The organism is Mesorhizobium shonense, assembly GCF_040545255.1.
In the GTDB taxonomy this organism is placed as follows: domain Bacteria; phylum Pseudomonadota; class Alphaproteobacteria; order Rhizobiales; family Rhizobiaceae; genus Mesorhizobium; species Mesorhizobium shonense.
The window spans coordinates 58,502-78,757 of record NZ_JBEPLM010000011.1; the positions used below are offsets into that span (position 1 = coordinate 58,502).

At 63.1% G+C, this 20,256-nt stretch carries 26 protein-coding genes and 1 tRNA gene; 10 read left to right on the forward strand and 17 right to left on the reverse strand.

The genetic code is table 11. From position 1 onward, the window contains the following. Positions 1-47: 47 nt before the first annotated feature. The 5 genes from ABID26_RS25005 to ABID26_RS25025 form a co-directional block, all read right to left on the reverse strand. Positions 48-359, reverse strand: coding sequence for a PilZ domain-containing protein (locus tag ABID26_RS25005; RefSeq protein WP_126099901.1), 312 nt, complete (start codon positions 357-359; stop codon positions 48-50). Between the two features lie 214 nt (positions 360-573). After that, a complete protein-coding gene (locus ABID26_RS25010) occupies positions 574-1,062 on the reverse strand; it encodes an NUDIX hydrolase (RefSeq protein WP_292344497.1) in 489 nt (162 codons plus the stop codon). 210 nt (positions 1,063-1,272) lie between these two features. Then, complete coding sequence (gene gpt, locus ABID26_RS25015; protein WP_010909158.1) at positions 1,273-1,773, reverse strand: xanthine phosphoribosyltransferase; 501 nt, start codon at positions 1,771-1,773, stop codon at positions 1,273-1,275. 213 nt (positions 1,774-1,986) lie between these two features. Next, a complete protein-coding gene (locus tag ABID26_RS25020) occupies positions 1,987-2,820 on the reverse strand; it encodes a universal stress protein (RefSeq protein ID WP_292298958.1) in 834 nt (277 codons plus the stop codon). A 72-nt stretch (positions 2,821-2,892) separates the two neighbouring features. Continuing rightward, entirely contained in the window at positions 2,893-3,633 is a 741-nt protein-coding gene (locus ABID26_RS25025) for a competence/damage-inducible protein A (protein ID WP_292344498.1), read from the reverse strand. A 276-nt stretch (positions 3,634-3,909) separates the two neighbouring features. Here ABID26_RS25025 and ABID26_RS25030 point away from each other — a divergent pair, with 276 nt between their 5' ends. Continuing rightward, positions 3,910-4,191: a hypothetical protein gene (locus ABID26_RS25030; protein WP_126099906.1), complete on the forward strand. Its 282-nt coding sequence runs from the start codon at positions 3,910-3,912 to the stop codon at positions 4,189-4,191. A gap of 184 nt (positions 4,192-4,375) precedes the next feature. Here the strand turns inward: ABID26_RS25030 and ABID26_RS25035 are convergent, their stop codons facing one another. The 3 genes from ABID26_RS25035 to ABID26_RS25045 form a co-directional block, all read right to left on the reverse strand. Continuing rightward, the gene (locus ABID26_RS25035) at positions 4,376-4,615 is read right to left on the reverse strand and encodes a DUF2188 domain-containing protein (RefSeq protein ID WP_126099907.1); all 240 of its coding nucleotides are present in this window, start codon (positions 4,613-4,615) and stop codon (positions 4,376-4,378) included. A gap of 31 nt (positions 4,616-4,646) precedes the next feature. Beyond that, a complete protein-coding gene (locus ABID26_RS25040) occupies positions 4,647-4,925 on the reverse strand; it encodes a DUF982 domain-containing protein (protein WP_126099908.1) in 279 nt (92 codons plus the stop codon). Between the two features lie 95 nt (positions 4,926-5,020). Continuing rightward, positions 5,021-6,124, reverse strand: a complete 1,104-nt coding sequence (locus ABID26_RS25045) for an NADH:flavin oxidoreductase/NADH oxidase (protein WP_292344499.1) — start codon at positions 6,122-6,124, stop codon at positions 5,021-5,023. A 157-nt stretch (positions 6,125-6,281) separates the two neighbouring features. Between ABID26_RS25045 and ABID26_RS25050 the strand changes: the two genes are divergently transcribed. After that, positions 6,282-6,860 carry an NUDIX domain-containing protein gene (locus ABID26_RS25050; RefSeq protein ID WP_292344500.1) on the forward strand — a complete coding sequence of 193 codons (579 nt, stop codon included), beginning with the start codon at positions 6,282-6,284 and terminating at the stop codon, positions 6,858-6,860. A gap of 43 nt (positions 6,861-6,903) precedes the next feature. Here the strand turns inward: ABID26_RS25050 and ABID26_RS25055 are convergent, their stop codons facing one another. The 4 genes from ABID26_RS25055 to ABID26_RS25070 all read right to left on the reverse strand — a co-directional run bounded on the left by ABID26_RS25055 (position 6,904) and on the right by ABID26_RS25070 (position 8,614). Next, on the reverse strand, positions 6,904-7,062 hold the full coding sequence (locus ABID26_RS25055; protein ID WP_189521181.1) for a hypothetical protein: 159 nt from the start codon (positions 7,060-7,062) through the stop codon (positions 6,904-6,906). A gap of 209 nt (positions 7,063-7,271) precedes the next feature. Beyond that, a tRNA-Leu gene (locus tag ABID26_RS25060) sits at positions 7,272-7,357 on the reverse strand. 288 nt (positions 7,358-7,645) lie between these two features. Continuing rightward, positions 7,646-8,311, reverse strand: coding sequence for an outer membrane protein (locus ABID26_RS25065; protein ID WP_126099911.1), 666 nt, complete (start codon positions 8,309-8,311; stop codon positions 7,646-7,648). A gap of 90 nt (positions 8,312-8,401) precedes the next feature. Then, positions 8,402-8,614 (reverse strand): hypothetical protein, encoded by a 213-nt coding sequence (locus ABID26_RS25070; protein ID WP_126099912.1) that lies wholly within the window; start codon positions 8,612-8,614, stop codon positions 8,402-8,404. 148 nt (positions 8,615-8,762) lie between these two features. Between ABID26_RS25070 and ade the strand changes: the two genes are divergently transcribed. Then, positions 8,763-10,574 carry an adenine deaminase gene (gene ade / locus ABID26_RS25075; RefSeq protein WP_292373640.1) on the forward strand — a complete coding sequence of 604 codons (1,812 nt, stop codon included), beginning with the start codon at positions 8,763-8,765 and terminating at the stop codon, positions 10,572-10,574. A 14-nt stretch (positions 10,575-10,588) separates the two neighbouring features. On the opposite strand, the gene ABID26_RS25080 is transcribed toward ade, so the two are convergent. Both ABID26_RS25080 and ABID26_RS25085 read right to left on the reverse strand, forming a co-directional pair. Next, positions 10,589-11,755, reverse strand: a complete 1,167-nt coding sequence (locus ABID26_RS25080) for an alpha/beta hydrolase (protein ID WP_292373638.1) — start codon at positions 11,753-11,755, stop codon at positions 10,589-10,591. Positions 11,756-11,861: 106 nt separating this feature from the next. Continuing rightward, positions 11,862-12,938: an alpha/beta hydrolase gene (locus ABID26_RS25085; RefSeq protein ID WP_354416977.1), complete on the reverse strand. Its 1,077-nt coding sequence runs from the start codon at positions 12,936-12,938 to the stop codon at positions 11,862-11,864. 235 nt (positions 12,939-13,173) lie between these two features. Between ABID26_RS25085 and ilvA the strand changes: the two genes are divergently transcribed. Both ilvA and ABID26_RS25095 read left to right on the forward strand, forming a co-directional pair. Beyond that, on the forward strand, positions 13,174-14,430 hold the full coding sequence (gene ilvA, locus ABID26_RS25090) for a threonine ammonia-lyase IlvA (protein ID WP_292373633.1): 1,257 nt from the start codon (positions 13,174-13,176) through the stop codon (positions 14,428-14,430). Next, complete coding sequence (locus ABID26_RS25095; RefSeq protein WP_292373631.1) at positions 14,427-14,999, forward strand: DUF1697 domain-containing protein; 573 nt, start codon at positions 14,427-14,429, stop codon at positions 14,997-14,999. The genes ilvA and ABID26_RS25095 overlap by 4 nt, the downstream gene beginning before the upstream one ends. A gap of 11 nt (positions 15,000-15,010) precedes the next feature. On the opposite strand, the gene ABID26_RS25100 is transcribed toward ABID26_RS25095, so the two are convergent. Together ABID26_RS25100 and gloA are read right to left on the reverse strand one after the other, a co-directional pair. Next, positions 15,011-15,298, reverse strand: a complete 288-nt coding sequence (locus tag ABID26_RS25100; protein WP_292373629.1) for a DUF2218 domain-containing protein — start codon at positions 15,296-15,298, stop codon at positions 15,011-15,013. A 119-nt stretch (positions 15,299-15,417) separates the two neighbouring features. Continuing rightward, entirely contained in the window at positions 15,418-15,858 is a 441-nt protein-coding gene (gloA, locus tag ABID26_RS25105) for a lactoylglutathione lyase (protein ID WP_126099918.1), read from the reverse strand. 280 nt (positions 15,859-16,138) lie between these two features. Between gloA and ABID26_RS25110 the strand changes: the two genes are divergently transcribed. The 4 genes from ABID26_RS25110 (at position 16,139) to ABID26_RS25125 (ending at position 18,667) form a co-directional block, all read left to right on the forward strand. After that, positions 16,139-16,711, forward strand: coding sequence for a cold shock domain-containing protein (locus tag ABID26_RS25110; RefSeq protein ID WP_189521183.1), 573 nt, complete (start codon positions 16,139-16,141; stop codon positions 16,709-16,711). Positions 16,712-16,845: 134 nt separating this feature from the next. After that, positions 16,846-17,358, forward strand: coding sequence for a DUF192 domain-containing protein (locus ABID26_RS25115; RefSeq protein ID WP_292373628.1), 513 nt, complete (start codon positions 16,846-16,848; stop codon positions 17,356-17,358). A gap of 14 nt (positions 17,359-17,372) precedes the next feature. Beyond that, positions 17,373-18,140: an alpha/beta fold hydrolase gene (locus ABID26_RS25120; protein WP_292373626.1), complete on the forward strand. Its 768-nt coding sequence runs from the start codon at positions 17,373-17,375 to the stop codon at positions 18,138-18,140. A 26-nt stretch (positions 18,141-18,166) separates the two neighbouring features. Then, entirely contained in the window at positions 18,167-18,667 is a 501-nt protein-coding gene (locus ABID26_RS25125; RefSeq protein WP_292373624.1) for a GNAT family N-acetyltransferase, read from the forward strand. 6 nt (positions 18,668-18,673) lie between these two features. On the opposite strand, the gene ABID26_RS25130 is transcribed toward ABID26_RS25125, so the two are convergent. Then, positions 18,674-19,273, reverse strand: coding sequence for an HD domain-containing protein (locus tag ABID26_RS25130; protein ID WP_292373623.1), 600 nt, complete (start codon positions 19,271-19,273; stop codon positions 18,674-18,676). Between the two features lie 121 nt (positions 19,274-19,394). On the opposite strand from ABID26_RS25130, the gene cysE reads away from it, so the two are divergent. Further along, positions 19,395-20,243: a serine O-acetyltransferase gene (gene cysE, locus ABID26_RS25135; RefSeq protein ID WP_292298977.1), complete on the forward strand. Its 849-nt coding sequence runs from the start codon at positions 19,395-19,397 to the stop codon at positions 20,241-20,243. Positions 20,244-20,256: the final 13 nt, after the last annotated feature.

Consider the following 20,256-nt stretch of genomic DNA (forward strand, 5'->3'; position numbering starts at 1 on the left):
GCGGCATCCGGCCTCGGCCGGATGCCTTTGTTCCAACAAGCAGACTGTTAGCCGTAATGGAGTTTGGGCTTGGGTTCGGTGCCGGTGAACTTGACGCCGACGCGGTCGTTGCGGCGCCAGCGGACCTCTGCCCGATAGGCCACGCCATCGACCGGAACATAGAGCAGGAAACGATCGGGGACGCGCGATTCCGGCGCGACCTTCAGCTCGGCGCCGCCCTCGTTCTGGTTCCGCAAGGTGCAGCTCACCTCGGAATTCTGGATGCCGGTGATGATCGTCCCGCCCTTGAGCACGCGTTGGCGGTGCTCACGCCGGTGTTCGCCGGAGGTCTCTTCGAGTGGTTGCGCGGGGTTCATCATCGATCGACGCCGTCGGAGCGGTCCATCGTTTCACGGAAACGCCGGATCGCTCTATCTCTTTGTTTCTATGCAGTTCCGGACGGAAACCGCTTCACACTTTTCCTGGAATTGCTCCAGCCGAATCGGCATTGCGACAGCAAACAAAGCACCGATGTTCGCCCACGGCAATACGCGAGCCGCTCGTCAGACCGCATATGTGGTTATATGGTCACGCTCAGGCGAATTTATGCGGGTCGGCGCAGAAATAGGCGATGATCTGGCAAAGATCAGGCTCGTTGACCATGCGAACGGCCTCCGCGGAGCCGACCCATTTGCGGGTACGGGCGCGTTTCTCCTTCCAGCGGTCGGCAACGCGGTCGACCTTGAGCGGGAATACCAGAACCTCGCAAGGTACTTCCTCGCCGGACGCCAGGACCTTGCCGTAGAAATAGCGGCCGGCTTCGAGATGCGAGACGGTGCCGTGCAATCCCGCTTCTTCGCCCGCTTCGCGGGCGGCGGCTTCGCAGAGCGGCTCCCTGGCTTCCGGCCAGCCTTTCGGCAGCACCCAACGCCCGGTATCGCGGCTGGTGATCAGCATGATCTCGACGCCGTTCTCATTCTCGCGCCAAGGCAAGGCTGCAACCTGCAGGCGGCACGGCGCGGTGCCGAAGAGCCGCCGGACTCTTTCGGTCATTTGGTTGTGCGTCGTTGGCCTCGTCAACATCGGAGAAGCTGCCCCAGCCTCCAGAATCGTTTGCCGTCAAACGAATCTTACGACGTATCGTGGGCAATAAAAGTAAAAAACTTCACTCGGATTGGTTAAATTCGACCCGGGCGGATTAATTTTACGAAATATCGTGCCCGACGGCTCTATTTATGCAGCAAACATTGCTCGTCAGCGGCGCTGGAACCTAAAATAGCAGCTTCCAACGAATCAGCCGGCGTGATCGTCGGCGATCGGCTTCTGGTAGGTGAAGCCCATGTCCCATGGGAAGTATATCCAGGTGTCCTGGCTGACCTCGGTGACGAATGTATCGACCAGAGGCCGGCCTTTCGGCTTGGCATACACGGTGGCGAAATGCGCCTTCGGCATCATGGCGCGCACGATGCCCGCCGTCTTGCCGGTGTCGGTGAGGTCGTCGATGATGAGCACGCCGGCGCCGTCGTCGGCAAGCAGTGCAGGTGTGATCTCCTTCAGCACCTGCAACTGACCCTGACTGGTATAGTCATGGTAGGACGCGACGCAGACTGTCTCGATGACGCGGATGCCGAGTTCGCGCGCGATGATGGCGGCGGGCACCAGGCCGCCGCGTGTGATGCAGACGATCGCCTTCCACTGTCCCTTGTTGGCGCCGGACAGCCGCCAGGAAAGCGCGCGGGCATCGCGGTGGAACTGGTCCCAGGAGACCGGGAAGGCTTTTTCGGGAAGGGACATGGTTCGCGCACTCCGCAAGCGCGCGCCGCAGCGCGCAGACACGATGGAATGCAGGCGGAATTAGCCGGAAAGCGCCAGTCTTGGCAAGGTGCCAGCAGCGATGGCTGTGGACTTAAGCGCGTCGCGATCTTTCAGATTCGCTCCGTGCGCTTTAGGTTTTTGATTTTACGCATGTCTTTGTCCCGAAACCGGTCCCACTTTCGGGAGACATGCTTACCTCGACAGGAAGGCCGCAATGTTTGCGCTGCGCAGCACAGTGCGGGTGACACCGCCGAACAGAAGCTGGCGCAGCCAGGAGTGGCTGTAGGCTCCGAGCACCAGCAGATCGGCGCCGGATTCGGCGATCCGCTCCTGGATGATGTCGTCGACGGAGGCTGCGCCCGATTTCTGCACCGAAACACTGACATTGGCGCCATGGCGCGACAAGGCAGCCGCAATCTCGGCGCCGGCCGCCTCGGGAGCCTCGTCGAGCGTCTCCGGCGGATCGATGACGAGGATGTCGGTCTTGTCCGCCTCGCTGATGAAGGGCAGGGCGTCGAACGCGGCGCGCGCCGCCTCCTTGCTGCCGTTCCAGGCAAGCAGCACGCGCCTGAAGGTGGTGACGAGCGGCCCCGCATGCGGAACGACCAGCACCGGCCGGCCGGCGTCGTAGACCAGCGTGTCGACATCGGCGCCCGGATCGCCACCCGTATCGCGCTGCGCGGCGATGATCAGGTCAGCGGCCCGCACGCTCGATATGCCGGTCAGCGCGCTGTCGCCGGAGAAGCTTTCCAGGCTGCGCCACTCGAAAGAGAGGCCGGAATCCTCGATGCGTCTCAAGAAGACAGCCTGCAGCTTGTCGGCGCGCTCCTTGTTCATCTCGGCCGAGACCTGGAGGAATTCCGTATCGGGGAAACCGGTGGCCGACGTGTAAGGGACCGGAAGCGCCTCCGCGTGGATGCCGACGAGATGGCTCTCGAACCGCTCGGCGAGGGGAATGGCGCAGTCGAGCACGCGCTCGGCGTCCTGTTCGTTCTGCAGAATGGCGACGATTGTCTTGAAGCGCATGACGTCCCCCTCAATGGCTGGCACGAAAGTGCTGTGCCAGAAACGTCAGTGTACCCTTTCTGGTTCCGGGGATCAGCTTGCGGCCGACAAGCCTGCCACCATGGCCTCCACGTCTTTGCGCGCGACCTCGAGAGCCTCTTCGCGGCGGGCGCGGACCACAAGCTCGGTCCAGAACTTGCCGTCGCCATATTTCGGGTAGGAGCCGATGATGGTCTCGGGATGCGCCCTCTGGATGTCTGCCAGCGGCCCGCCGATCAGGCCTTCGCCAAACGGGCAGTGCACCGTGGCCGACAGCATCTTGGTGCCCGCCTTCAGCGTCGGCACGACATTATCGAGCATCGCCTGGAAAATCGACGGCACGCCGGCCATCACGTGAACGTTGCCGATGCGGAAGCCGGGCGCGATCGATACCGGGTTGTCGATGTGGTCGGCGCCGCGCGGCATGCGCGCCATGCGCTTGCGCGCTTCGGTGAATTCGATGCCGCGCTCAGCATAGCTTGCTTCGAGCATGGCATAGGCCTTGGCATCGTATTCGCAAGGCACGCCGAAGGCCCTGGCTATCGAATCCGCGGTGATGTCGTCATGCGTCGGGCCGATGCCGCCGGTGGTGAAGAGGTAAGTGTAGCGGGTACGCAGGGCGTTCACGGCGGCGGCGATCTCGTCCTCCTCGTCGGGAACGATGCGCACTTCCTTAAGATCGATGCCGATCGCCGTCATGATGTCGGCGAGATGGCCGATGTTCTTGTCCTTGGTCCTGCCGGAGAGGATCTCGTCGCCGATGACGAGCATGGCGGCGGTGACGATTTCAGGCATGGCTCACTCCGGCTGCAGGTCGCCTGAGATAACGCGGCGGGCAGCCGGCCGCAATGCGCAAGCAGGGCAGGGCTCTTGTGGCAGAGGCGGTCGCGGGTAAGGCGCGCCCCACCTGAATTTCAGCCAAGTCGAATGTTCCGGCGGCTCACGGCACAGTCACACAAACGTGTCGCGCATCTTGCCCTTCGCCGATTTTCTCTCGGAACTTTGCGCCCAACCCAGGGTTTCATTCGCGTCGCCGTCAATACTTCGGCGATCGACACAATGGAGACTCCCATGCTTACGAAAATTCTTGCAGCTTCGGCGCTCATGCTGGCAATGGGCACCTCGGCTATGGCGCAGTCGTCCGATGCGTGGTGGTGGTGGCACCGTGACCGCCCGGTCTACAGCGAGGAAGCCCCGGTCGACCCCTACACCACCGGCAGCATCTATTCGGATCGCGATGTCAGAGGGCTCAACAGCTTTGGTAATGGGGCCGTCGGTCCATGCGCTTCGGATACGGCCGGCCCTGACGCAAATGCCGGTCCGAACGTCAACGACCAGTATTGCGGTAAGTAAACCATGTGCCGGCGGGCGGCCGACGTCAAAGCGCGTCACCCTGAAACGGATTCAGGCGACACGCTTTAAGTCCTTGTTTGCATGTCGTTCTCCCAAAACCGCTGCGGCGACATGCATGAAGGTTGGGACTTCGTCGGCCGCGGCGCGGGAATGATGCGGCAGAATTAATCCGAGACTTCGGTCATTAATCCGAAACTTCGGTCTGTGGGCGATCGCGGCCGTCGGCCAGTTCGTCATGCCAGACGCCCTCGGAATCCTCATACTGGATACCGTCCGTGTTTCCGGCGACCTGCTGTTCGGCCGAAGCAATTTCGGCGGCGCGCAACGCATCCTGGTGCGTGGGAAATGTTTCAGAATAAGTCGAGCCGACCTTATAGGCCCACCCGCCGTCATGCTCGACGATCTTATAAGTCAGTTTCGCCATGGAATCCTCCGGTTGAGACACTCCCGCTAGCTCAATGCAGCTTTCCGTCAGGCAACCTGTCTTCGGGAACCAGCACTTCGGATTCCTCGGCTGCCTCGATCAAGGCACGGCGTGCGTCCGCCGTCGAACGATACCCCTCCAGCGCCTGGAGGCAAGTGTCGAGAGCATCACGATGCCGCTGACCGCGATTGAGCGGCCAAACGGTCATCAGGCACTCGGCGGCTTCGCGGGTGCTGCTTATTTGGCGATATTTGCCGACATGGCCGAGTTCGACCACCACCGGCTTTTCAAACGGCTTGCTGTCTGTCATGGCCGCCAACGCAAAGCGGCCAATTTGGTTGCAATCGTGGCGGCAGGCCTGCGCCCAAAGGTCTCAGCCCCTGCGTCACCAGCACAGACAGCCGTTCAGCCGGCCGCCTTCATCCAATGCTGCATCGTCGTCACCGAACGCGCCAGCTGCGGCGCCGGCCGGATTTGCTCGCCGAACGTCGCCGCCGCACGCCAGCCCCAGCGCGGATCGGCAAGGAAGGCACGCGCCAGCGCGACCATGTCGGCGCGGCCGTCGGCCAAAATCGCCTCGGCCTGCTTCGGATCGTCGATCAGCCCCACCGCGCGTGTCGGAATGCCGGCGCCGTTGCGCACGGCTTCGGCCAGATGCACCTGATAGCCGGGACCGCTGGGCAGCTTCTGCAATGGCGAATTGCCGCCGCTGGAACAGCAGAGATAAGCGACGCCTTCCGCCTTCAGCGCCTTGGCCACTTCGATTGCCTCTTCGACATCGAAGCCGCCATCGACCCATTCCTTCACCGAAAGGCGCGCGCCGAGCATCAGGTTCGGAACGGCCTTCTTGACCGCCCTGGCGATCTCGACGGCGAAGCGCATGCGGTTTTCCAGCGAGCCGCCCCAGCGGTCGGTGCGCCGGTTGGAAAGCGGCGACAGGAATTGGAAGATCAGATAGCCGTGCGCGGCGTGCAGCTCGATGAAGTCGAAGCCGGCGCGCTCGGCTCGCTTGGCCGCCTCTGCGAAACGTTGGATGACTTGCTGGATCTCGTCCTCCTCCAGCGCATGCGGCGCCTGCCAGCCCGTGTCGTAGGCAATCGCCGAGGCCGACACGATCGGCCAGGGATCCTGGTCCGGCTTCAGCGGCCCGCCGCCTTCCCATGGGCGCTGGCAAGAGGCCTTGCGGCCGGCATGGGCAAGCTGGACACCGAACTTGGTGTCCGGCGCTGCGACGCGCCTGGCGGCATCGAGCGTGCGCTTGGCCGCCGCCTCGTTGTCCTCGGAGTAGAGGCCAAGGCAGCCATGCGAGATGCGGCCGCGCCGCTCGACGTCGGTCATCTCGACGGTCACCATGCCCGCGCCGGACATGGCCAGGTTCATCCAATGGTGGAGATGCCAGTCGCTGGCGGAACCGTCCTCGGCCGAATACTGGCACATCGGCGCCACAGCGATGCGGTTGGGAAAGGTGAGGCCGCCGATGGTGATCGGCTGGAAAAGCGAAGATGTCATGAAACGGGCTCCTGGGAGAGATATCGCTATCTAGGCAGCCGCGGGGCTTCGCGCCAGACACGAGCCGGTGAAAGTCCTGCTGGACCAGTCGGTTTCCAGGATTGCGCAGGCGAAGCTTAGCGGCTACCCCTTTGCCGCCGACAGCACGGAGTCCGCCATGGAAGATCGCGTTCGTATCCGCTCTGAGGAAGTCCTGTCCGACGACTGGGCGGTGCTGAAGAAGACGGTGCTCGACTATCGCCGCCGCGACGGGCGCTGGGAAACGCAGACCCGCCAGACCTACGACCGCGGCGACGGCGCGGTCATCCTGCCCTTCGATCCGCAGCGCTCGACGGTGCTCCTGGTGCGGCAGTTCCGCTATCCAGCCTATGTCACCGGCCATCGCGAGTCGCTGATCGAGGCCTGCGCCGGCCTGCTCGACGAAAACGATCCGGAAACCTGCATCCGCAAGGAAGCGGAAGAGGAGCTCGGCTACCGGCTGAAGGACGTCGAGCGGCTGTTCGCGCCCTATATGAGCCCCGGCAGCGTTACGGAACGGCTCTGGTTCTTTACCGCGCGCTACTCGCCGGCCGACCGCATCTCCGACGGCGGCGGGGCGCCGGAAGAGGGAGAGGACATCGAGGTCCTGGAGATGCCGCTCGACGAGGCGCTGGCCGGCATTGCCGACGGCCGTATCGTCGACGCCAAGACCATCATCCTGATCCAGCATCTGAAATTGAACCCGATCGTCGGCTGAGCTGCAGCGGAACTGTCATCCGCGTGGTTGCGGCCAGTTGGCTCTAGCCAGCTAAAGCGTGGACGATGGCGAAGCCTATGCCGATCGCAAGCCCGGTGGCGAGGCTTTCAACTAGGCGCAGCACGATTGCGCCGTAGCGCTCCCGCAGCGTGGTCTGCGGGGTTCTCAGGATACGGGCGAGTTCATCAAGCGCGTGTTCCATTCCCAGATTCTAGATCGGAACAAGGCGGATGTGAATCCCCATCGACTGGCGTCTTCGCACCAGTTCTTAGCGGTTGCTGAAAGAAGACTCGCCGGGCACGGTGTGCAAGTGGCTTTGAGGCCTGACGATGCATCCGGGGCCGGCCTTGTAAAGCGAATGCCCGAGCAAATGAGCGATCTGGCTACCCACATGTGCAAGCAATTTCAACATGGTGCGGACGACGGGAATCGAACCCGTACGATCAGAGATCGAGGGATTTTAAGTCCCTTGCGTCTACCAATTCCGCCACGTCCGCAGGCCAGCCCTTTTCAGATGCCAGCCGGCAGCCGTCAAGCCATGTTTAGGGGTGCGCGGTCATTGATGAGAACGACGATCAGAATGACAGCGCACAATTGGCGGCGTTGGGCTGCTTTTTTCGCTTCGGCACCCAGCGATGGATCGGCTAGTGGCGCGATCGCGGAATTACGGATTCCGCGTCGGACGTTAAGGTTGTTCTCGCGGCAGATTTGATCCGCCGAGGCCGGCGTCCATCAGGCCCTACCCATTCCCCCCGCCCCCTGCGGGCCGCCGGCCTTAATTCCTCTCAGAACTTATAGCTGAAGTTCACGCCCAGCGTGTGCAGCTTCACGTCCTGGTCGCGGTCGGAGAAGTCGTCCGGGACGTCGAAATGCTCCTTGCCGAAATCGTAGTAGCGGTATTGCGCACCGACGACGATGTTGTTGCTCAGCGCATAGTCGACCCCGGCGCCGATCGTCCAACCGGTGCCGGTGCGTGTCTTGGCGAAGCTGGTCCCGGCATCTTGCGAGGTCTCGATACCGGCGAAGGCGACGCCGCCGACGCCGTAGATCAGCCAGCGGTCGACCGCCAGGCCGGCCTCGGCATTGATCGATCCGAGCCATTTGATGTCGGTGCCGACGGAATTTCCGGGTTCGAGCAGGGCCGAGCCGTCGATCGCGGAATAGTTGAGCTCGGCCCGCGCGCCGATCACCGCCTGGTTGAACTGCCATAGGCCGGCGACATGGCCGCCGACAAAGCCGCCGTCGAGATCGGGCGAAGCGGCGAACGGCTCGCCTTCCGTGCCGGAGATGTCGGAAGAACCCCAGCCATAGCCGGCCTGGAGGCCGGCATAGTAGCCTGTCCAGTCGAAGCCGGGCGCGGTCATCGGCAAATCGGTACCTAGGTCCGCGGCCAAAGCCGGCCCGGACAACAGGGCGAAAAAGCCGGCACTGGCAAGCGTCAGGCGGTGCATAGAGCGCTCCGAATGGCGGTTTCGAATGACTCCTCGGTGCAACCTAGCGTTTTCCGCCGCAAAACGGAATTGCATGTCTGCAACAGTGGTTTACGTCGGTGGGTTGCGGACGCGGTCTTCCAGGTCGTGCTGTTTTTCTTCGGGCGGGGCCAGCCGACCGAAAGCATATTCGGCAAGCAACGAGCCGGCGATGACAATGGTGATCGGCGCGGCCCATGCCCAGAACGAGTGCAAGGTGAGGAAGGCCAGGCCGGCGCAACATGCCGACAGCGCGAAAATTGCGAACCGGATCGTTTGTGCCATCTCTTCCGCGCCCCGAACGGTGGCCAGAGCCTCCAGTTTAGGCGATTTTCGCCCTGCCGGAGGAGATATCTGCCTTAAAAACAAACCAGTTTTGCCAACTGGTCAAAACCGCGCCCGCTTGGCACAGTCGGGCAAACAGGAGTCCGTCATGGCGGGAAGCGCGAACAAGATGAAACCAAAGCCCTGGACCGAGGTGGCGACGCATCTGGTCGACGTCGCGATGGGGCGCAAGCAGGCCGATCTGGTGATCCGCAACGGGCGCTGGGTGAATGTCCATTCGGGCGAGATTATTCCCGGCACCGACATTGCGATTACCGCCGGACGCTTCGCTTATTGCGGGCCGAATGCCGGCCACGCCATCGGGCAGGGGACCAAGGTGGTCGATGCCGGCGGACGCTATCTGGTGCCTGGCCTCTGCGACGCCCACATGCATGTCGAGAGCGGCATGGTGACGGTGACGGAATTCTGCCGCGCGGTGATCCCGCACGGCACCACCTCGATGTTCATCGATCCGCATGAGATCGCCAATGTGCTGGGTCTGCCGGGCGTTCGCCTGATGCATGACGAGGCCGTCGCGATGCCGATCAACGTGCATGTCCAGATGCCGTCCTGCGTGCCGTCGGCGCCGGGACTGGAGCATGCCGGCGCCGAGCTTACGGTCGCCGACGTCGCCGAGGCGATGACCTGGGAGAACATCATCGGTCTCGGCGAGGTGATGAATTTTCCAGGTGTCGCCGCCAACGATCCGGTGATGTCGGGCGAGATCGCCGAGACGGTCAAGGCGGGCAAGACGGTCGGCGGTCACTATGCCTCGCGCGATCTCGGCCTGCCGTTCCACGGCTATGTCGCCGGCGGCGCCGAGGACGACCATGAAGGGACGCGCGCCGAAGATGCGATCGCCAGGGTGCGCCAGGGCATGAAGGCAATGCTGCGGCTAGGCTCGGCCTGGTACGACGTCGCGGCGCAGATCAAGGCGGTGACCGAAGGCGGCATCGATCCGCGCAACTTCATCCTGTGCACCGACGACAGCCATTCCGGCACGCTTGTGCATGAAGGCCATATGGACCGCGTGGTGCGGCACGCCATCAGCCAGGGCCTGAAGCCGGTGACGGCGATCCAGATGGCGACGCTCAACACCGCCCAGCATTTTGGGCTGGAGCGCGAGATCGGCTCGATCGCGCCGGGGCGGCTGGCCGACCTTTTGATCGTTTCCGATCTCGCCCAGATGACCATAGACGAGGTCTACGGCCGCGGAGCCAGGCTGGCGAAGGCCGGCAAGCTCGAAATCGACATCCCGGCCTATGACTATCCGCCAACGGCGAAGAACACGGTCAAGCTCGGCAAGAAGCTCAAGGCCGCGGATTTCGATATCGCCGCGCCCCAGGGCGCCAACGAGGTGCGGGCGCGGGTGATCGGCGTGATCGAGAACCAGGCGCCGACGCGGGCGCTCGAGGCCGACCTGGCGGTCGAGGACGGCCTGGTTGCCATGGATCGCCGCAACGACATCTGCCAGATCGCCCTGGTGGAACGCCACAGGGGCACCGGCGGCGTCACCAACGCCTTCGTCTCCGGCTTCGGCTACATGGAAGATTGCGCGATGGCCTCGAGCGTGGCGCATGACGCGCACCACATCATCGTCGTCGGCACCAACAAGGAAGACATGGCTTTGGCCGTCAACCGGCTGGGCGAGGTTGGGGGCGGCGTCGTGCTCTACTCCAGGGGCAAGGAACTGGCGCTGGTCGAAATGCCGATCGCCGGGCTGATGTCGGACGAGCGCGCCGAGATCGTCGCCGCCAAGGCCGAGCAACTGACGGAAGCAATGCGCAAGGTCGGCTGTTCGCTCAACAACGCCTATATGCAGCATTCGCTGCTGGCGTTGGTGGTCATTCCGGAACTCAGAATCTCGGACGTCGGCTTGGTCGACGTGACGACGTTCCAGAAGGTCGAGCTGTTTGTGTGAGCGACGCTGGCTGATCACTCGCCGCCGGTGGCAATGGTCAGCACCTTGAACGGCGTGGTGATGACCACCTCGGCGACCGATCCCACGGCCTTGCCGAGACCTTGGCCGATATTGTCCAATCCGGCTCCCTGCGATTCGTCCGCCCGCAGGGCGGCCGGCGTGCGCAGCCGGTCGCCAAGCAATTGCACCAGGACCGGGTTGTCGGCGAATTTGGCATGGTTCAAACGGTCGCCGCCTTTGGTGTTGGTCAGATCCGCTACGACCACGCCGTAGCTTGCGAGATCGGCCGCGTTGCCGTAGTCGCCGACGCGTGGCTTGTCGCCGGAGATGAAGCTGGACAGCTTCAACGCCCGATCATCGCCCGACAGCAAGATGGCGAACGGCTTGTCGGGCTTGCCGTAGCGGATCATCTGCTTCTTGAACACGTCGACGTCGATGTCGGGCGAGGCGAGGATGACATAGCCGAGCTTGCCGTTGAGATCGCGGTCGCCGGTGATGGCGAGCTGCCGCAGCGCTTCCATCGTCAGCCAGGTGCCCATCGAATGGGCGATGATGTCGATGCTCTTGGCTTTCGTCTTGGCAAGCATCCTCAGCGTCGCCTCGAGATCGTCGCGCGCGGCGGTGGAGCTGTCCTTGTCATAGATGTAGCCGGTCGTCTTGCCGCTCGAGGCCCAGGAGAACAGTACCGGCGTGCCGGGGTAGTTCGTGTCATGCGCGATCTGCGTCAACCGATAGACGCCGTCGTCGAAGCCGTTGTTGAAGCCGTGCACGAACACCAGGGCGCGGTCGCCGCGCATGGAGATGTCGGCGCCGACCGCCTTGGCGAATTGCGAGGCGTCTCCATAGTGGACGACGTCGGTCGCGGTGAACTGCTTGGCCGGATTGCTGTCGGCCGATCCCTCTGCGCGCTCGATCGCGCCGACCTGATGGATTTTTGGAACCGTGACATCGACACGGGCGTAGCTGGTGGTCAGCGAACGGTCGCCGTCGAACACCTGCCGCGGATCCTTGGTCGCCTGCTGGCGGGTCGTGGCGACGAAGATTTCATGGGTGGCGGCAATATCGGATGCCGGTACCGCAACCGTCTTCCTGTTCAGAAGATCATGCGTATTTCCGCCGGCGCAGCCCGTCAGGGCGAGCGCAAAGGCAAGGCCAAGGACGATCTTCGAACGCACGATCACCCGGGGTCCCCCAAGGGCGGCAAACCTCTCCGGCTACTTCGATAAAGCCAGAGGGCGGCCCGGTCCAGTTCAAAGTCGATGCAGGGCAGCAACCACGTCGACACGGTTACTGGGTGGCGAGCTGGCTGATGCGGTCGGTGACGTCGCGATCGCTGGCAAAACCGTCGTCCTCGCGCAGCCGCTGACCGATCATCTTCACCAGCACCGGGTTGTCGGCGAATTTGGTGTGGTTGAAGCTGTCGCTGCCCTTCTCCTTGGAGAGGTCGACCACTGTGACGCCATAGGAAGCGAGATCGGCCGCGTCCCTATAGTCGCCTACGCGCGGCCGCGAACCGGCAATCAGGCCGGAGAGCCTCAGCGCCCGGTCGTCGTCCGACAGCAGCAGGATGAAGGGCTTGTCGGGCTTGCCGTAGCGGCGCATCTGGCTCTTGAAGACGTCGACATCAATGTCGGGCGAGGCCAGAACGACGTCGCCGAGCTTGCCGCTGAGATCGCGGTCGCCGGTGATGGCGAGCTGACGCAGCGTTTCCATCGTCACCCAGGTTCCCATCGAATGCGCGACGATGTCGATACGCCGCGCACCGGTTTGCGCGAGCATTCTCAGCGTCACCTCCAACTGGTCGCGGGCGGCGGCAGCGCTTTCCTTGTCATAGACATAGTCCGTCGTCTTGGCTCCCGAAGCCCAGGAAAACAGCACCGGCGTGCCGGGATAGCCGGAATCGTGGACGATCTGGGTCAGCCGGTAGACAGCATCGTCGAAGCCGGTGTTGTAGCCGTGGACGAAGACCATGACGCGGCCGCCGCGGGCGTCGATGTCGGCGTTGAGCGCGCTGGTGAACTTGGGCTGCGTGTCGTAGCCGACAACCTCGGAGGCCATGAAATATTTGGTCGGGTCGTTGGACTTGCCGCGCGAGCGCCGCTCGATCTGGCCGGTCTGGTGGACCGGCGGCACGGTGACGTTGACGCGGGCATAGTTCAGTGTCGCCGAACGCTCGCCGTCGAAGACCTTGTTCGGGTCGTCGGAGCGCTTGCGTGTGGTGGTGATGAAGATCGAATGGTTGCCGGCGATCTCGGTCGCGGTCGTCGGCACGACGACGCTGCCGAGGATCTCCTGCGTTTGGCGCCCCGCGCAGCCTGCCGTCAACAGTGCCAGGGCAATGATCAAAAGCGTCTTCACATGCACGTCGAACAAATCCACTCCGGCCGCAATTGGCCATCCACCTCCGCGAAACTTCCCGGACAGGCGAAGTGCGGCGGAAGTAAGTCGTGTCCAGCGGAAACTTGCTCAGCGGTTGACGACGGCCTTGGCACTGTTGCGCGAAAGCCAGGATATGCCGCGCCGCCGCATCGGTGGCCGCAGGCGTCGATTTGTGCGATAGGCAGCGTTTCGCGCCATGCAATCCGAGGGCGGTTGCCTTATGAACAGTTTTTCTTCCCGCGTCGTCGCCGCTGCCGAGGCGATCCGTGGGATATTTCCGGAAACGCCGCTGCAGGAGAACGACTATCTGTCGAAGAAGACCGGCGCCCGCATTCTTCTAAAGCGGGAGGACCTGACGCCGGTTCGCTCATACAAGATCAGGGGCGCCTTCAATTTCTTCCGCAAGGCGCTCGCCGCCGGCAACAATGCGGAGCTGTTCGTCTGCGCCTCGGCCGGCAATCATGCGCAGGGCTTCGCCTTCGTCTGCCGCCACTTTGGCAAAAAGGGCGTCGTGTTCATGCCGGTGACGACGCCGCAGCAGAAGGTCGACAAGACGCGGCTGTTCGGCGGCGATTTCGTCGAGATCAGGCTGGTCGGCGACTTCTTCGACGATTGCTATCGCGCCGCCTTCGAATTCACCGAAACCGCCGGCGCGCATATGGTGCCGCCCTTCGACCACAAGGACATCATCGAGGGCCAGGCGACGGTCGCCTATGAGATCGCGGCCCAGATGCCAGGCGGGCGCGTGCCCGACATCGTCATGCTGCCGGTGGGCGGCGGCGGCCTGGCTGCCGGAGTGACGCACTATTTCGCCGACCAGCACCGCGACACGCGGTTCGTGTTCTGCGAGCCGGCGGGCGCGCCGAGCCTCAGCGAGAGTCTTTCCGGCGGCAAGCGGGTCAGGCTCGCCAAGGTCGACAATTTCGTCGACGGCGCCGCGGTGGCCGAGATCGGCCGCGAGCCACTGCGCCATCTCAAGGAATTCACCGCCGATACGGTACGCCTCGTCCCGGAAAACCGGCTCTGCGCGACGATGATCGAGATGCTCAATGTCGAGGGCGTGGTGCTGGAGCCGGCCGGCGCGCTGGCCATCGACGCGCTCAAGGATTTTTCGCGCAAGGAGATCAGGGGCAAGACCATTGTCGCCGTCGTCTCCGGCGGCAATTTCGATTTCGAGCGCCTGCCGGACGTGAAGGAGCGCGCGCTGCGCTTCGAGGGTCTCAAGAAGTATTTTGTCATCCGCTTCCCGCAGCGGCCGGGCGCGCTGCGCGATTTCCTCGAAATGCTCGGCCCGGACGACGACATCGCGCGCTTCGAATACCTCAAGAAGTCGGCGCGCAATTTCGGCTCGGTGCTGATCGGCATCGAGACCAAGGACCGGCGCAATTTCGATCTCCTGAAAGCAAATTTCGACGCCGAGGGCGTGCAGTATCAGGACATCACCGACAACGAGACGCTGGCGGGGTTCATCATATGAGCGGGCCAAAAAGCAGCGAAAAAGGGACGGTCTTCGTCGCCCTGTTTTCCGGCATCAATGTCGGCGGCAACCGCATCGTCAAGATGGCGGAACTGAGGTCGTTCTTCGAGGAGTTAGGCTTCACCGACGTCGCGACCTATGTGCAAAGCGGCAATGTGGTGTTTCGGGCAAAGAAGGGCGATGCAGCCTGGCTGACGAAACAGCTTGAAGCGGCCTTCGAGAAGAAGTGGGGCTTTAACTCCCGCATCATGGTGCGCGATGCCGGCTGGTTGGAGCGGCTGGTGAAGGACAATCCCTATCCGGAGGTTGCCGGCGAGCCGACCAAGCTGCATGCCTATGCGCTGGAGCGCGAGCCGACCGCGGAAGAGACCAAGCGGCTTGCGGAAAAGTGCACCGGCCCGGAGCGCTTCGAGATCAAGGAAGACGCGCTTTACCTGCATGCGCCGGACGGACTCGGCAAGTCGGTGTTCGCCAACCTCATACCGCGAACGCTCAAGGTGCCGGGCACGGCGCGCAATTGGCGCAGCGTGCTTGCCCTGCTCGACATGGCGGGCAAGGCCGGCGGCTGAAATTCGAACCTTCAGGCGGCCTTCTGCCAGTCGAAGGTCAACTCTTCGCGGAAGGCGAAGCGCTTGATGTGGTCGGCGACGACGGTTTCCAGCCGCTCGAGCGCGGCATCGTCACCAGCGGCGACCGCGATGTGGAGGGCCTTGTCGTCGGCATCCATGACGGTGCGGCCGAGCGAAAGCTGGATGGCGCCGTGATGCGGATCGAACTCGACCGGGAACTTGTGCGCCCAGTGCTTGCAAAGCTGCTGCAGATAGCGGCTGGCGTGTTCCGTGGCGACGTCGGCGCGGCTGGTCGGCATGAAATCCTCCTGGCGGATCAAGAAAAACGCCAGCTCCTCCAGGCTGGCGCCATAACCAGATAGATAGGCAGCCTCCTGCCAAACGCCATAAGATTGCCGGTCAAATTGTAGCGAGCGGCCTACCAGCTTCCCGTGTTCTGCATCGAAGCCCACGGCTCGGCCTTGGCCTTTGCCGGGCCTTTCTGCAAGAGCTCGATCGAGATGCCGTCCGGCGAGCGGATGAAGGCCATGTTGCCGTCGCGTGGCGGCCGATTGATGGTCACGCCGTTGTCCATCAGCTTCTGACAGGTGGCGTAGATGTCGTCGACCTCATAGGCGAGGTGGCCGAAATTGCGGCCGCCCTTATAGTCTTCCGGATCCCAATTGTAGGTCAGCTCGACCAGCGGCGCCTTCTCGGAGATGCCGCTCTGCTCGTCTTCCGACGCAGCGAGGAAGATCAGCGTGTAGCGCCCCTGCTCGTTCTCGTAGCGACGCACTTCCTTGAGGCCGAGCTTGTTGCAGTAGAAATCGAGCGATCGATCGATGTCGGCGATGCGGACCATGGTGTGGAGATAGCGCATATCGGTTTCCTCGATGCGTTGCGTTGCGGCGCACCATAGGAGCCGGTCCGCCAAAGGGCAATCGTCCGACAAAACGGACGAAGCGGCCGATTTCAGGCCGTGCTATTGCGTATCCGGCAGCGCCGGCAAACGACAATTGCGGCTTTCCGGTGTTCAACAGTGAAAAAAGGCACGTCAGGTCTTGCACACCCCGGAAGCCGCGGTGTTAATCTCTTGGCAAGAATCAGTTGTGGTTGCAGTTGGAAAAGGGGGCATTCTTATGGGGGAAAAAGCCTCTTTCATGAGGCGGGACGGAAGCCTTGACGACGCCTTGACGCGAGACAGTGGCGGCGAGACCGCCGAGCTTGTCGAAATCGCCGGCGCTATCAAATGGTTCGACGTGGCAAAGGGCTATGGCTTTATTCTTCCGGACGACGGCGTCTCGGGTGATATTCTCCTCCATGTGACTTGTCTTCGAAGGGACGGCTTCCAGACCGCGCTGGAAGGCGCGCGCGTCGTCTGCCTCGTCAAGCAGGGCGATCGCGGCCTGCAGGCTTTCCGCGTTCTTTCCATGGATGCTTCGACGGCGGTTCATCCGGCGGAGCAGGAGCAGCGCACGCATGTCACCGTGACGGCGGAGAGCGGGCTCGAGCGGGCGTTGGTGAAGTGGTTCAACCGCACCAAGGGCTTCGGCTTCCTGACCAGGGGCGAGGGCACCGAGGACATCTTCGTCCACATGGAGACGCTGCGCCGTTACGGCATCACCGAACTGAGGCCCGGTCAGGTCGTTCTGGTCCGCTTCGGGCGCGGCGACAAAGGCCTTATGGCCGCCGAAATTCACCCCGATATGGGCACCTTGCCGGTCTCGCACTAAGGACTCTCAACAGATCTTGGGACTTTCCAGACACCGTCTGGAAGGCCTTGTCTCCCTGAGGCCCAATCTTGTCCGAAAACCGGTTCCACTCGCGTGGATCATGGTCTAGGACGAGATTTGGACGAGGTATCATAATGGTTCATCGCAACTGGCTGACTGCAGGCGCGCTTTGCGTCGCCATCGTTTTGGCTGCCTATTTCGGCACCTCGAACCCGAGTTCGGCGGACGGCCAGGCCATGATGCTGCAGGTCGATCCGACGCCGCTGGTCGCGGTGACCGGCTCCGGCAAGCATTCTTTCTCCATCGAGATCGCCGACACGTCCGAAGAGCGTGAGGCCGGGCTGATGTTTCGCAAGGACATGGCCGACGATCACGGCATGCTGTTCGTATTCGAGCGGCCCGGCGAGGTAAATTTCTGGATGAAGAACACGCCGATGCCGCTCGACCTGGTCTTTATCGGCCAGGACGGCAGGATCAAGACCATCAAGCGCGGCGAACCGGAATCGGAGGCGATCATCTCGCCCGGACAGCCGGTGAGCTTCGTGCTCGAGCTGAAGGCGGGAACGGCCGCGAAGGACAGTCTCAAGGACGGCGACCTCTTGCGCCACCCTGCGATCGCCCAGGCCTCGGGCGGCGGTTCCAACTGACTGCGGCAGCGCCGATGCAATATTTTTCCCACGACGGCTTCGAACTTGCCTATCTCGATCGCCAGCCCGCGTCCGGAGAGGGCGATCCGGTGCTGATGATCCACGGCTTCGCCTCCAGCCACTACGTCAATTGGGTCTCGCCCGGCTGGTTCAAGACGCTGAACGACGCCGGGTACCGCGCCATCGCCTTCGACAATCGCGGCCATGGCTCCTCGTCGAAGAGCTACGACGAGGCCGACTACACGCCAGCCAAGATGGCCTCGGACGCAGCCGCGCTGCTCGATCATCTCGGCATCGAACGCGCCCATGTCATGGGCTATTCGATGGGCGCGCGGGTATCCGCATTCATGGCGTTGTCCAATCCGGACAAGGTGGCGACGCTGGTGTTCGGCGGCCTCGGCATCGGCCTTGTCGACGGCGTCGGCGATTGGGACCCGATCGCCGATGCGCTTCTGGCCGAGGACCCAGGTACGATCAGCCATGCGCGCGGCCGCTCGTTTCGCGCTTTCGCCGACCAGACTCGCAGCGACCGCCGGGCGCTCGCCGTCTGCATCGTCGGCTCGCGCGCATCTATGAGCGAGGACGATGTCGCGCGCATTGCCCAGCCGACCTTGATTGCCGTCGGGACCAGGGACGACATCGCCGGCTCGCCCGACGAACTGGCCGCCCTGATGCCGAACGCCAAAGCCTTTCACATCGAGAGCCGCGACCACATGCTTGCCGTCGGCGATAAGAGCTTCAAGCAGCGGGTGCTCGAGTTCTACGCTGAAAATCCGCTCTAAGCGCCACGGCTTGGCTCAAAACGATCATGGTCGATCTTCTCGTCACCTATATGGAGATGACTGAGCCGCCGTCCGGCGAGCCGCTTGCGGCACCCATACCCGGTGCCGTCGTCAAGCGCGAGCTACCGGATCTGCCGAGCTATGTCAGCCTCTATCGCGCCGTCGGCGGCCCAGTGCAGTGGGACCAGCGCTTGCGTATGCCCGAGGCTGAGCTCGAAACGCTGCTCGCCAGCACTTCGACACACGTCCATGTGCTGCGCGTCGACGGCGAAGCCGCCGGCTTCTGCGAGTTCAACGATGTCGGCCAGCCGGCCGTCGAACTCGTTCATTTCGGGCTGGTTCCTGCATTCCAGAGGCGGCGGCTGGGGCCGCTCCTGCTCGACCGGGCGTTGCGCGCGGCATGGTCGCACCAGCCCGAAAGGCTCTGGCTCCACACCGATACCTATGATCATCCGGCGGCGCAGTCGGTTTATGGCCGGGCGGGTTTCAAGGCCTATGAGCAGCGGATGGAAACCTTTCCCGATTAGGGCTGGTCAACCCTCCAACGCCGCGAGCGATCGTTCCAGATTCTGCCTTGCCCGGGGTTCGAAACGCTGCCGGAACTCGGCCGTGTGGAAGATATGCGGGCGAGCGAGGAAGCTCTTCAGCACCGCCGCGCGGCCGGCGCGCCACATCGGCTCCTCGACCCAGCCATACTCGCGCCGAACGGCCTTTTCATAGGCATCGAAGACACCCGGCTCGGCGCCAAGGATTGCCAGGTCCATGTCGAGGAACAGGGCTGCGTCGCTTGTCGCCTTTTCGTTGCCGAACTGCGGCAACTGATGCGTGGCGGTGGCGTCGATCATCGCCGCGATGCGGGCGATGCGATCGGGACTGGCGCGCCCGGCGAGCTTTTTCTTCGCCAGATCAGCGCTTTTCGCCTCGTTGTCCTTGGCGCGGCTGTCATAGATCGCGTCGTGGAACCAGATCGCAGCCTTGACGGCTTCCGGGTCATGGAGCAAGCGCCGGTATTCTCCGGCCAGCGCCAGCATGGCTTCGATATGAACGATGCTGTGATAGTGCCGGTCCCCGGCCTGATAGAGCGCGGAAAGCTCGGTTTTGAGCACATCGTTGATCAAGGGTTCGTTTTCCATCGCGGCTTGAATTTCCGTGAACCAAGTCCATTTGACAAAGCACTAAGGAAAATTGAGTTCAACCGTGCTATGATCTGGCCTATATGTGCCGCCGGATGAATGAGCAGGCCGGAGACCGCCGATGAACAGCGTTACGATAGCCCGCCCCAGCATGGTGCAGCCGGTCGACCCGATCTGGCGTTCGATCCGCGATGAGGCGATGGAAGCGGTGAACCGCGATCCGCTGCTTGCCGCCTTCCTCTATTCCACCATCCTGAACCAGGAGAGCCTGGAGGAAGCGGTGATCCACCGGCTGGCCGAGCGCCTGGCGCATCAGGATATCGGCTCCGACCTCATCCGGCAGACCTTCAAGGCGATGCTTGCCGACGATCCCGAATGGAGTTCGACGGTGCGCGTCGACATCCAGGCCTATTACGATCGCGACCCGGCCTGCGACCGCTTCATCATGCCGGTGCTCTATTTCAAGGGTTTCCATGCCATCCAGACGCACCGGCTGGCGCACTGGCTCTGGAACCAGGGCCGCAGGGACTTTGCGCTCTATCTGCAGAGCCGCTCGTCCTCGGTGTTCCAGACCGACATCAATCCGGCCGCCCGTATCGGCAAGGGCATCTTCCTCGACCACGCCACCGGCCTGGTCGTCGGTCAGACGGCCGTGATCGAGGACGATGTCTCGATCCTGCATGGCGTGACGCTTGGCGGCACCGGCAAGGCCAGCGGCGACCGTCATCCGAAGATCCGCCGTGGCGTGCTGATCGGGGCCGGCGCCAAGATCCTCGGCAATATCGAGATCGGCCACTGTTCGAAGATCGCGGCCGGTTCGGTCGTGCTGTCGCCCGTGCCGCACAACAAGACGGTCGCCGGCGTGCCGGCGCGTGTCGTCGGCGAGACCGGCTGCGACCAGCCTTCGCGGCAGATGGACCAGCTCCTGCCCTCGCAGACGATGGACCACGTCGTCAGCTTCGACATCTGAATTCGGCCGTCAT

What these genes read in the sequence shown, in the direction of transcription:
- ABID26_RS25005 (WP_126099901.1), bottom strand. Translation starts at nt 359, where the DNA reads ATGATGAACCCCGCGCAACCACTCGAAGAGACCTCCGGCGAACACCGG.
- ABID26_RS25010 (WP_292344497.1), bottom strand. Translation starts at nt 1,062, where the DNA reads ATGTTGACGAGGCCAACGACGCACAACCAAATGACCGAAAGAGTCCGG.
- gpt (WP_010909158.1), bottom strand. Translation starts at nt 1,773, where the DNA reads ATGTCCCTTCCCGAAAAAGCCTTCCCGGTCTCCTGGGACCAGTTCCAC.
- ABID26_RS25020 (WP_292298958.1), bottom strand. Translation starts at nt 2,820, where the DNA reads ATGCGCTTCAAGACAATCGTCGCCATTCTGCAGAACGAACAGGACGCC.
- ABID26_RS25025 (WP_292344498.1), bottom strand. Translation starts at nt 3,633, where the DNA reads ATGCCTGAAATCGTCACCGCCGCCATGCTCGTCATCGGCGACGAGATC.
- ABID26_RS25030 (WP_126099906.1), top strand. Translation starts at nt 3,910, where the DNA reads ATGCTTACGAAAATTCTTGCAGCTTCGGCGCTCATGCTGGCAATGGGC.
- ABID26_RS25035 (WP_126099907.1), bottom strand. Translation starts at nt 4,615, where the DNA reads ATGGCGAAACTGACTTATAAGATCGTCGAGCATGACGGCGGGTGGGCC.
- ABID26_RS25040 (WP_126099908.1), bottom strand. Translation starts at nt 4,925, where the DNA reads ATGACAGACAGCAAGCCGTTTGAAAAGCCGGTGGTGGTCGAACTCGGC.
- ABID26_RS25045 (WP_292344499.1), bottom strand. Translation starts at nt 6,124, where the DNA reads ATGACATCTTCGCTTTTCCAGCCGATCACCATCGGCGGCCTCACCTTT.
- ABID26_RS25050 (WP_292344500.1), top strand. Translation starts at nt 6,282, where the DNA reads ATGGAAGATCGCGTTCGTATCCGCTCTGAGGAAGTCCTGTCCGACGAC.
- ABID26_RS25055 (WP_189521181.1), bottom strand. Translation starts at nt 7,062, where the DNA reads ATGGAACACGCGCTTGATGAACTCGCCCGTATCCTGAGAACCCCGCAG.
- ABID26_RS25065 (WP_126099911.1), bottom strand. Translation starts at nt 8,311, where the DNA reads ATGCACCGCCTGACGCTTGCCAGTGCCGGCTTTTTCGCCCTGTTGTCC.
- ABID26_RS25070 (WP_126099912.1), bottom strand. Translation starts at nt 8,614, where the DNA reads ATGGCACAAACGATCCGGTTCGCAATTTTCGCGCTGTCGGCATGTTGC.
- ade (WP_292373640.1), top strand. Translation starts at nt 8,763, where the DNA reads ATGGCGGGAAGCGCGAACAAGATGAAACCAAAGCCCTGGACCGAGGTG.
- ilvA (WP_292373633.1), top strand. Translation starts at nt 13,174, where the DNA reads ATGAACAGTTTTTCTTCCCGCGTCGTCGCCGCTGCCGAGGCGATCCGT.
- ABID26_RS25095 (WP_292373631.1), top strand. Translation starts at nt 14,427, where the DNA reads ATGAGCGGGCCAAAAAGCAGCGAAAAAGGGACGGTCTTCGTCGCCCTG.
- ABID26_RS25100 (WP_292373629.1), bottom strand. Translation starts at nt 15,298, where the DNA reads ATGCCGACCAGCCGCGCCGACGTCGCCACGGAACACGCCAGCCGCTAT.
- gloA (WP_126099918.1), bottom strand. Translation starts at nt 15,858, where the DNA reads ATGCGCTATCTCCACACCATGGTCCGCATCGCCGACATCGATCGATCG.
- ABID26_RS25110 (WP_189521183.1), top strand. Translation starts at nt 16,139, where the DNA reads ATGAGGCGGGACGGAAGCCTTGACGACGCCTTGACGCGAGACAGTGGC.
- ABID26_RS25115 (WP_292373628.1), top strand. Translation starts at nt 16,846, where the DNA reads ATGGTTCATCGCAACTGGCTGACTGCAGGCGCGCTTTGCGTCGCCATC.
- ABID26_RS25120 (WP_292373626.1), top strand. Translation starts at nt 17,373, where the DNA reads ATGCAATATTTTTCCCACGACGGCTTCGAACTTGCCTATCTCGATCGC.
- ABID26_RS25125 (WP_292373624.1), top strand. Translation starts at nt 18,167, where the DNA reads ATGGTCGATCTTCTCGTCACCTATATGGAGATGACTGAGCCGCCGTCC.
- ABID26_RS25130 (WP_292373623.1), bottom strand. Translation starts at nt 19,273, where the DNA reads ATGGAAAACGAACCCTTGATCAACGATGTGCTCAAAACCGAGCTTTCC.
- cysE (WP_292298977.1), top strand. Translation starts at nt 19,395, where the DNA reads ATGAACAGCGTTACGATAGCCCGCCCCAGCATGGTGCAGCCGGTCGAC.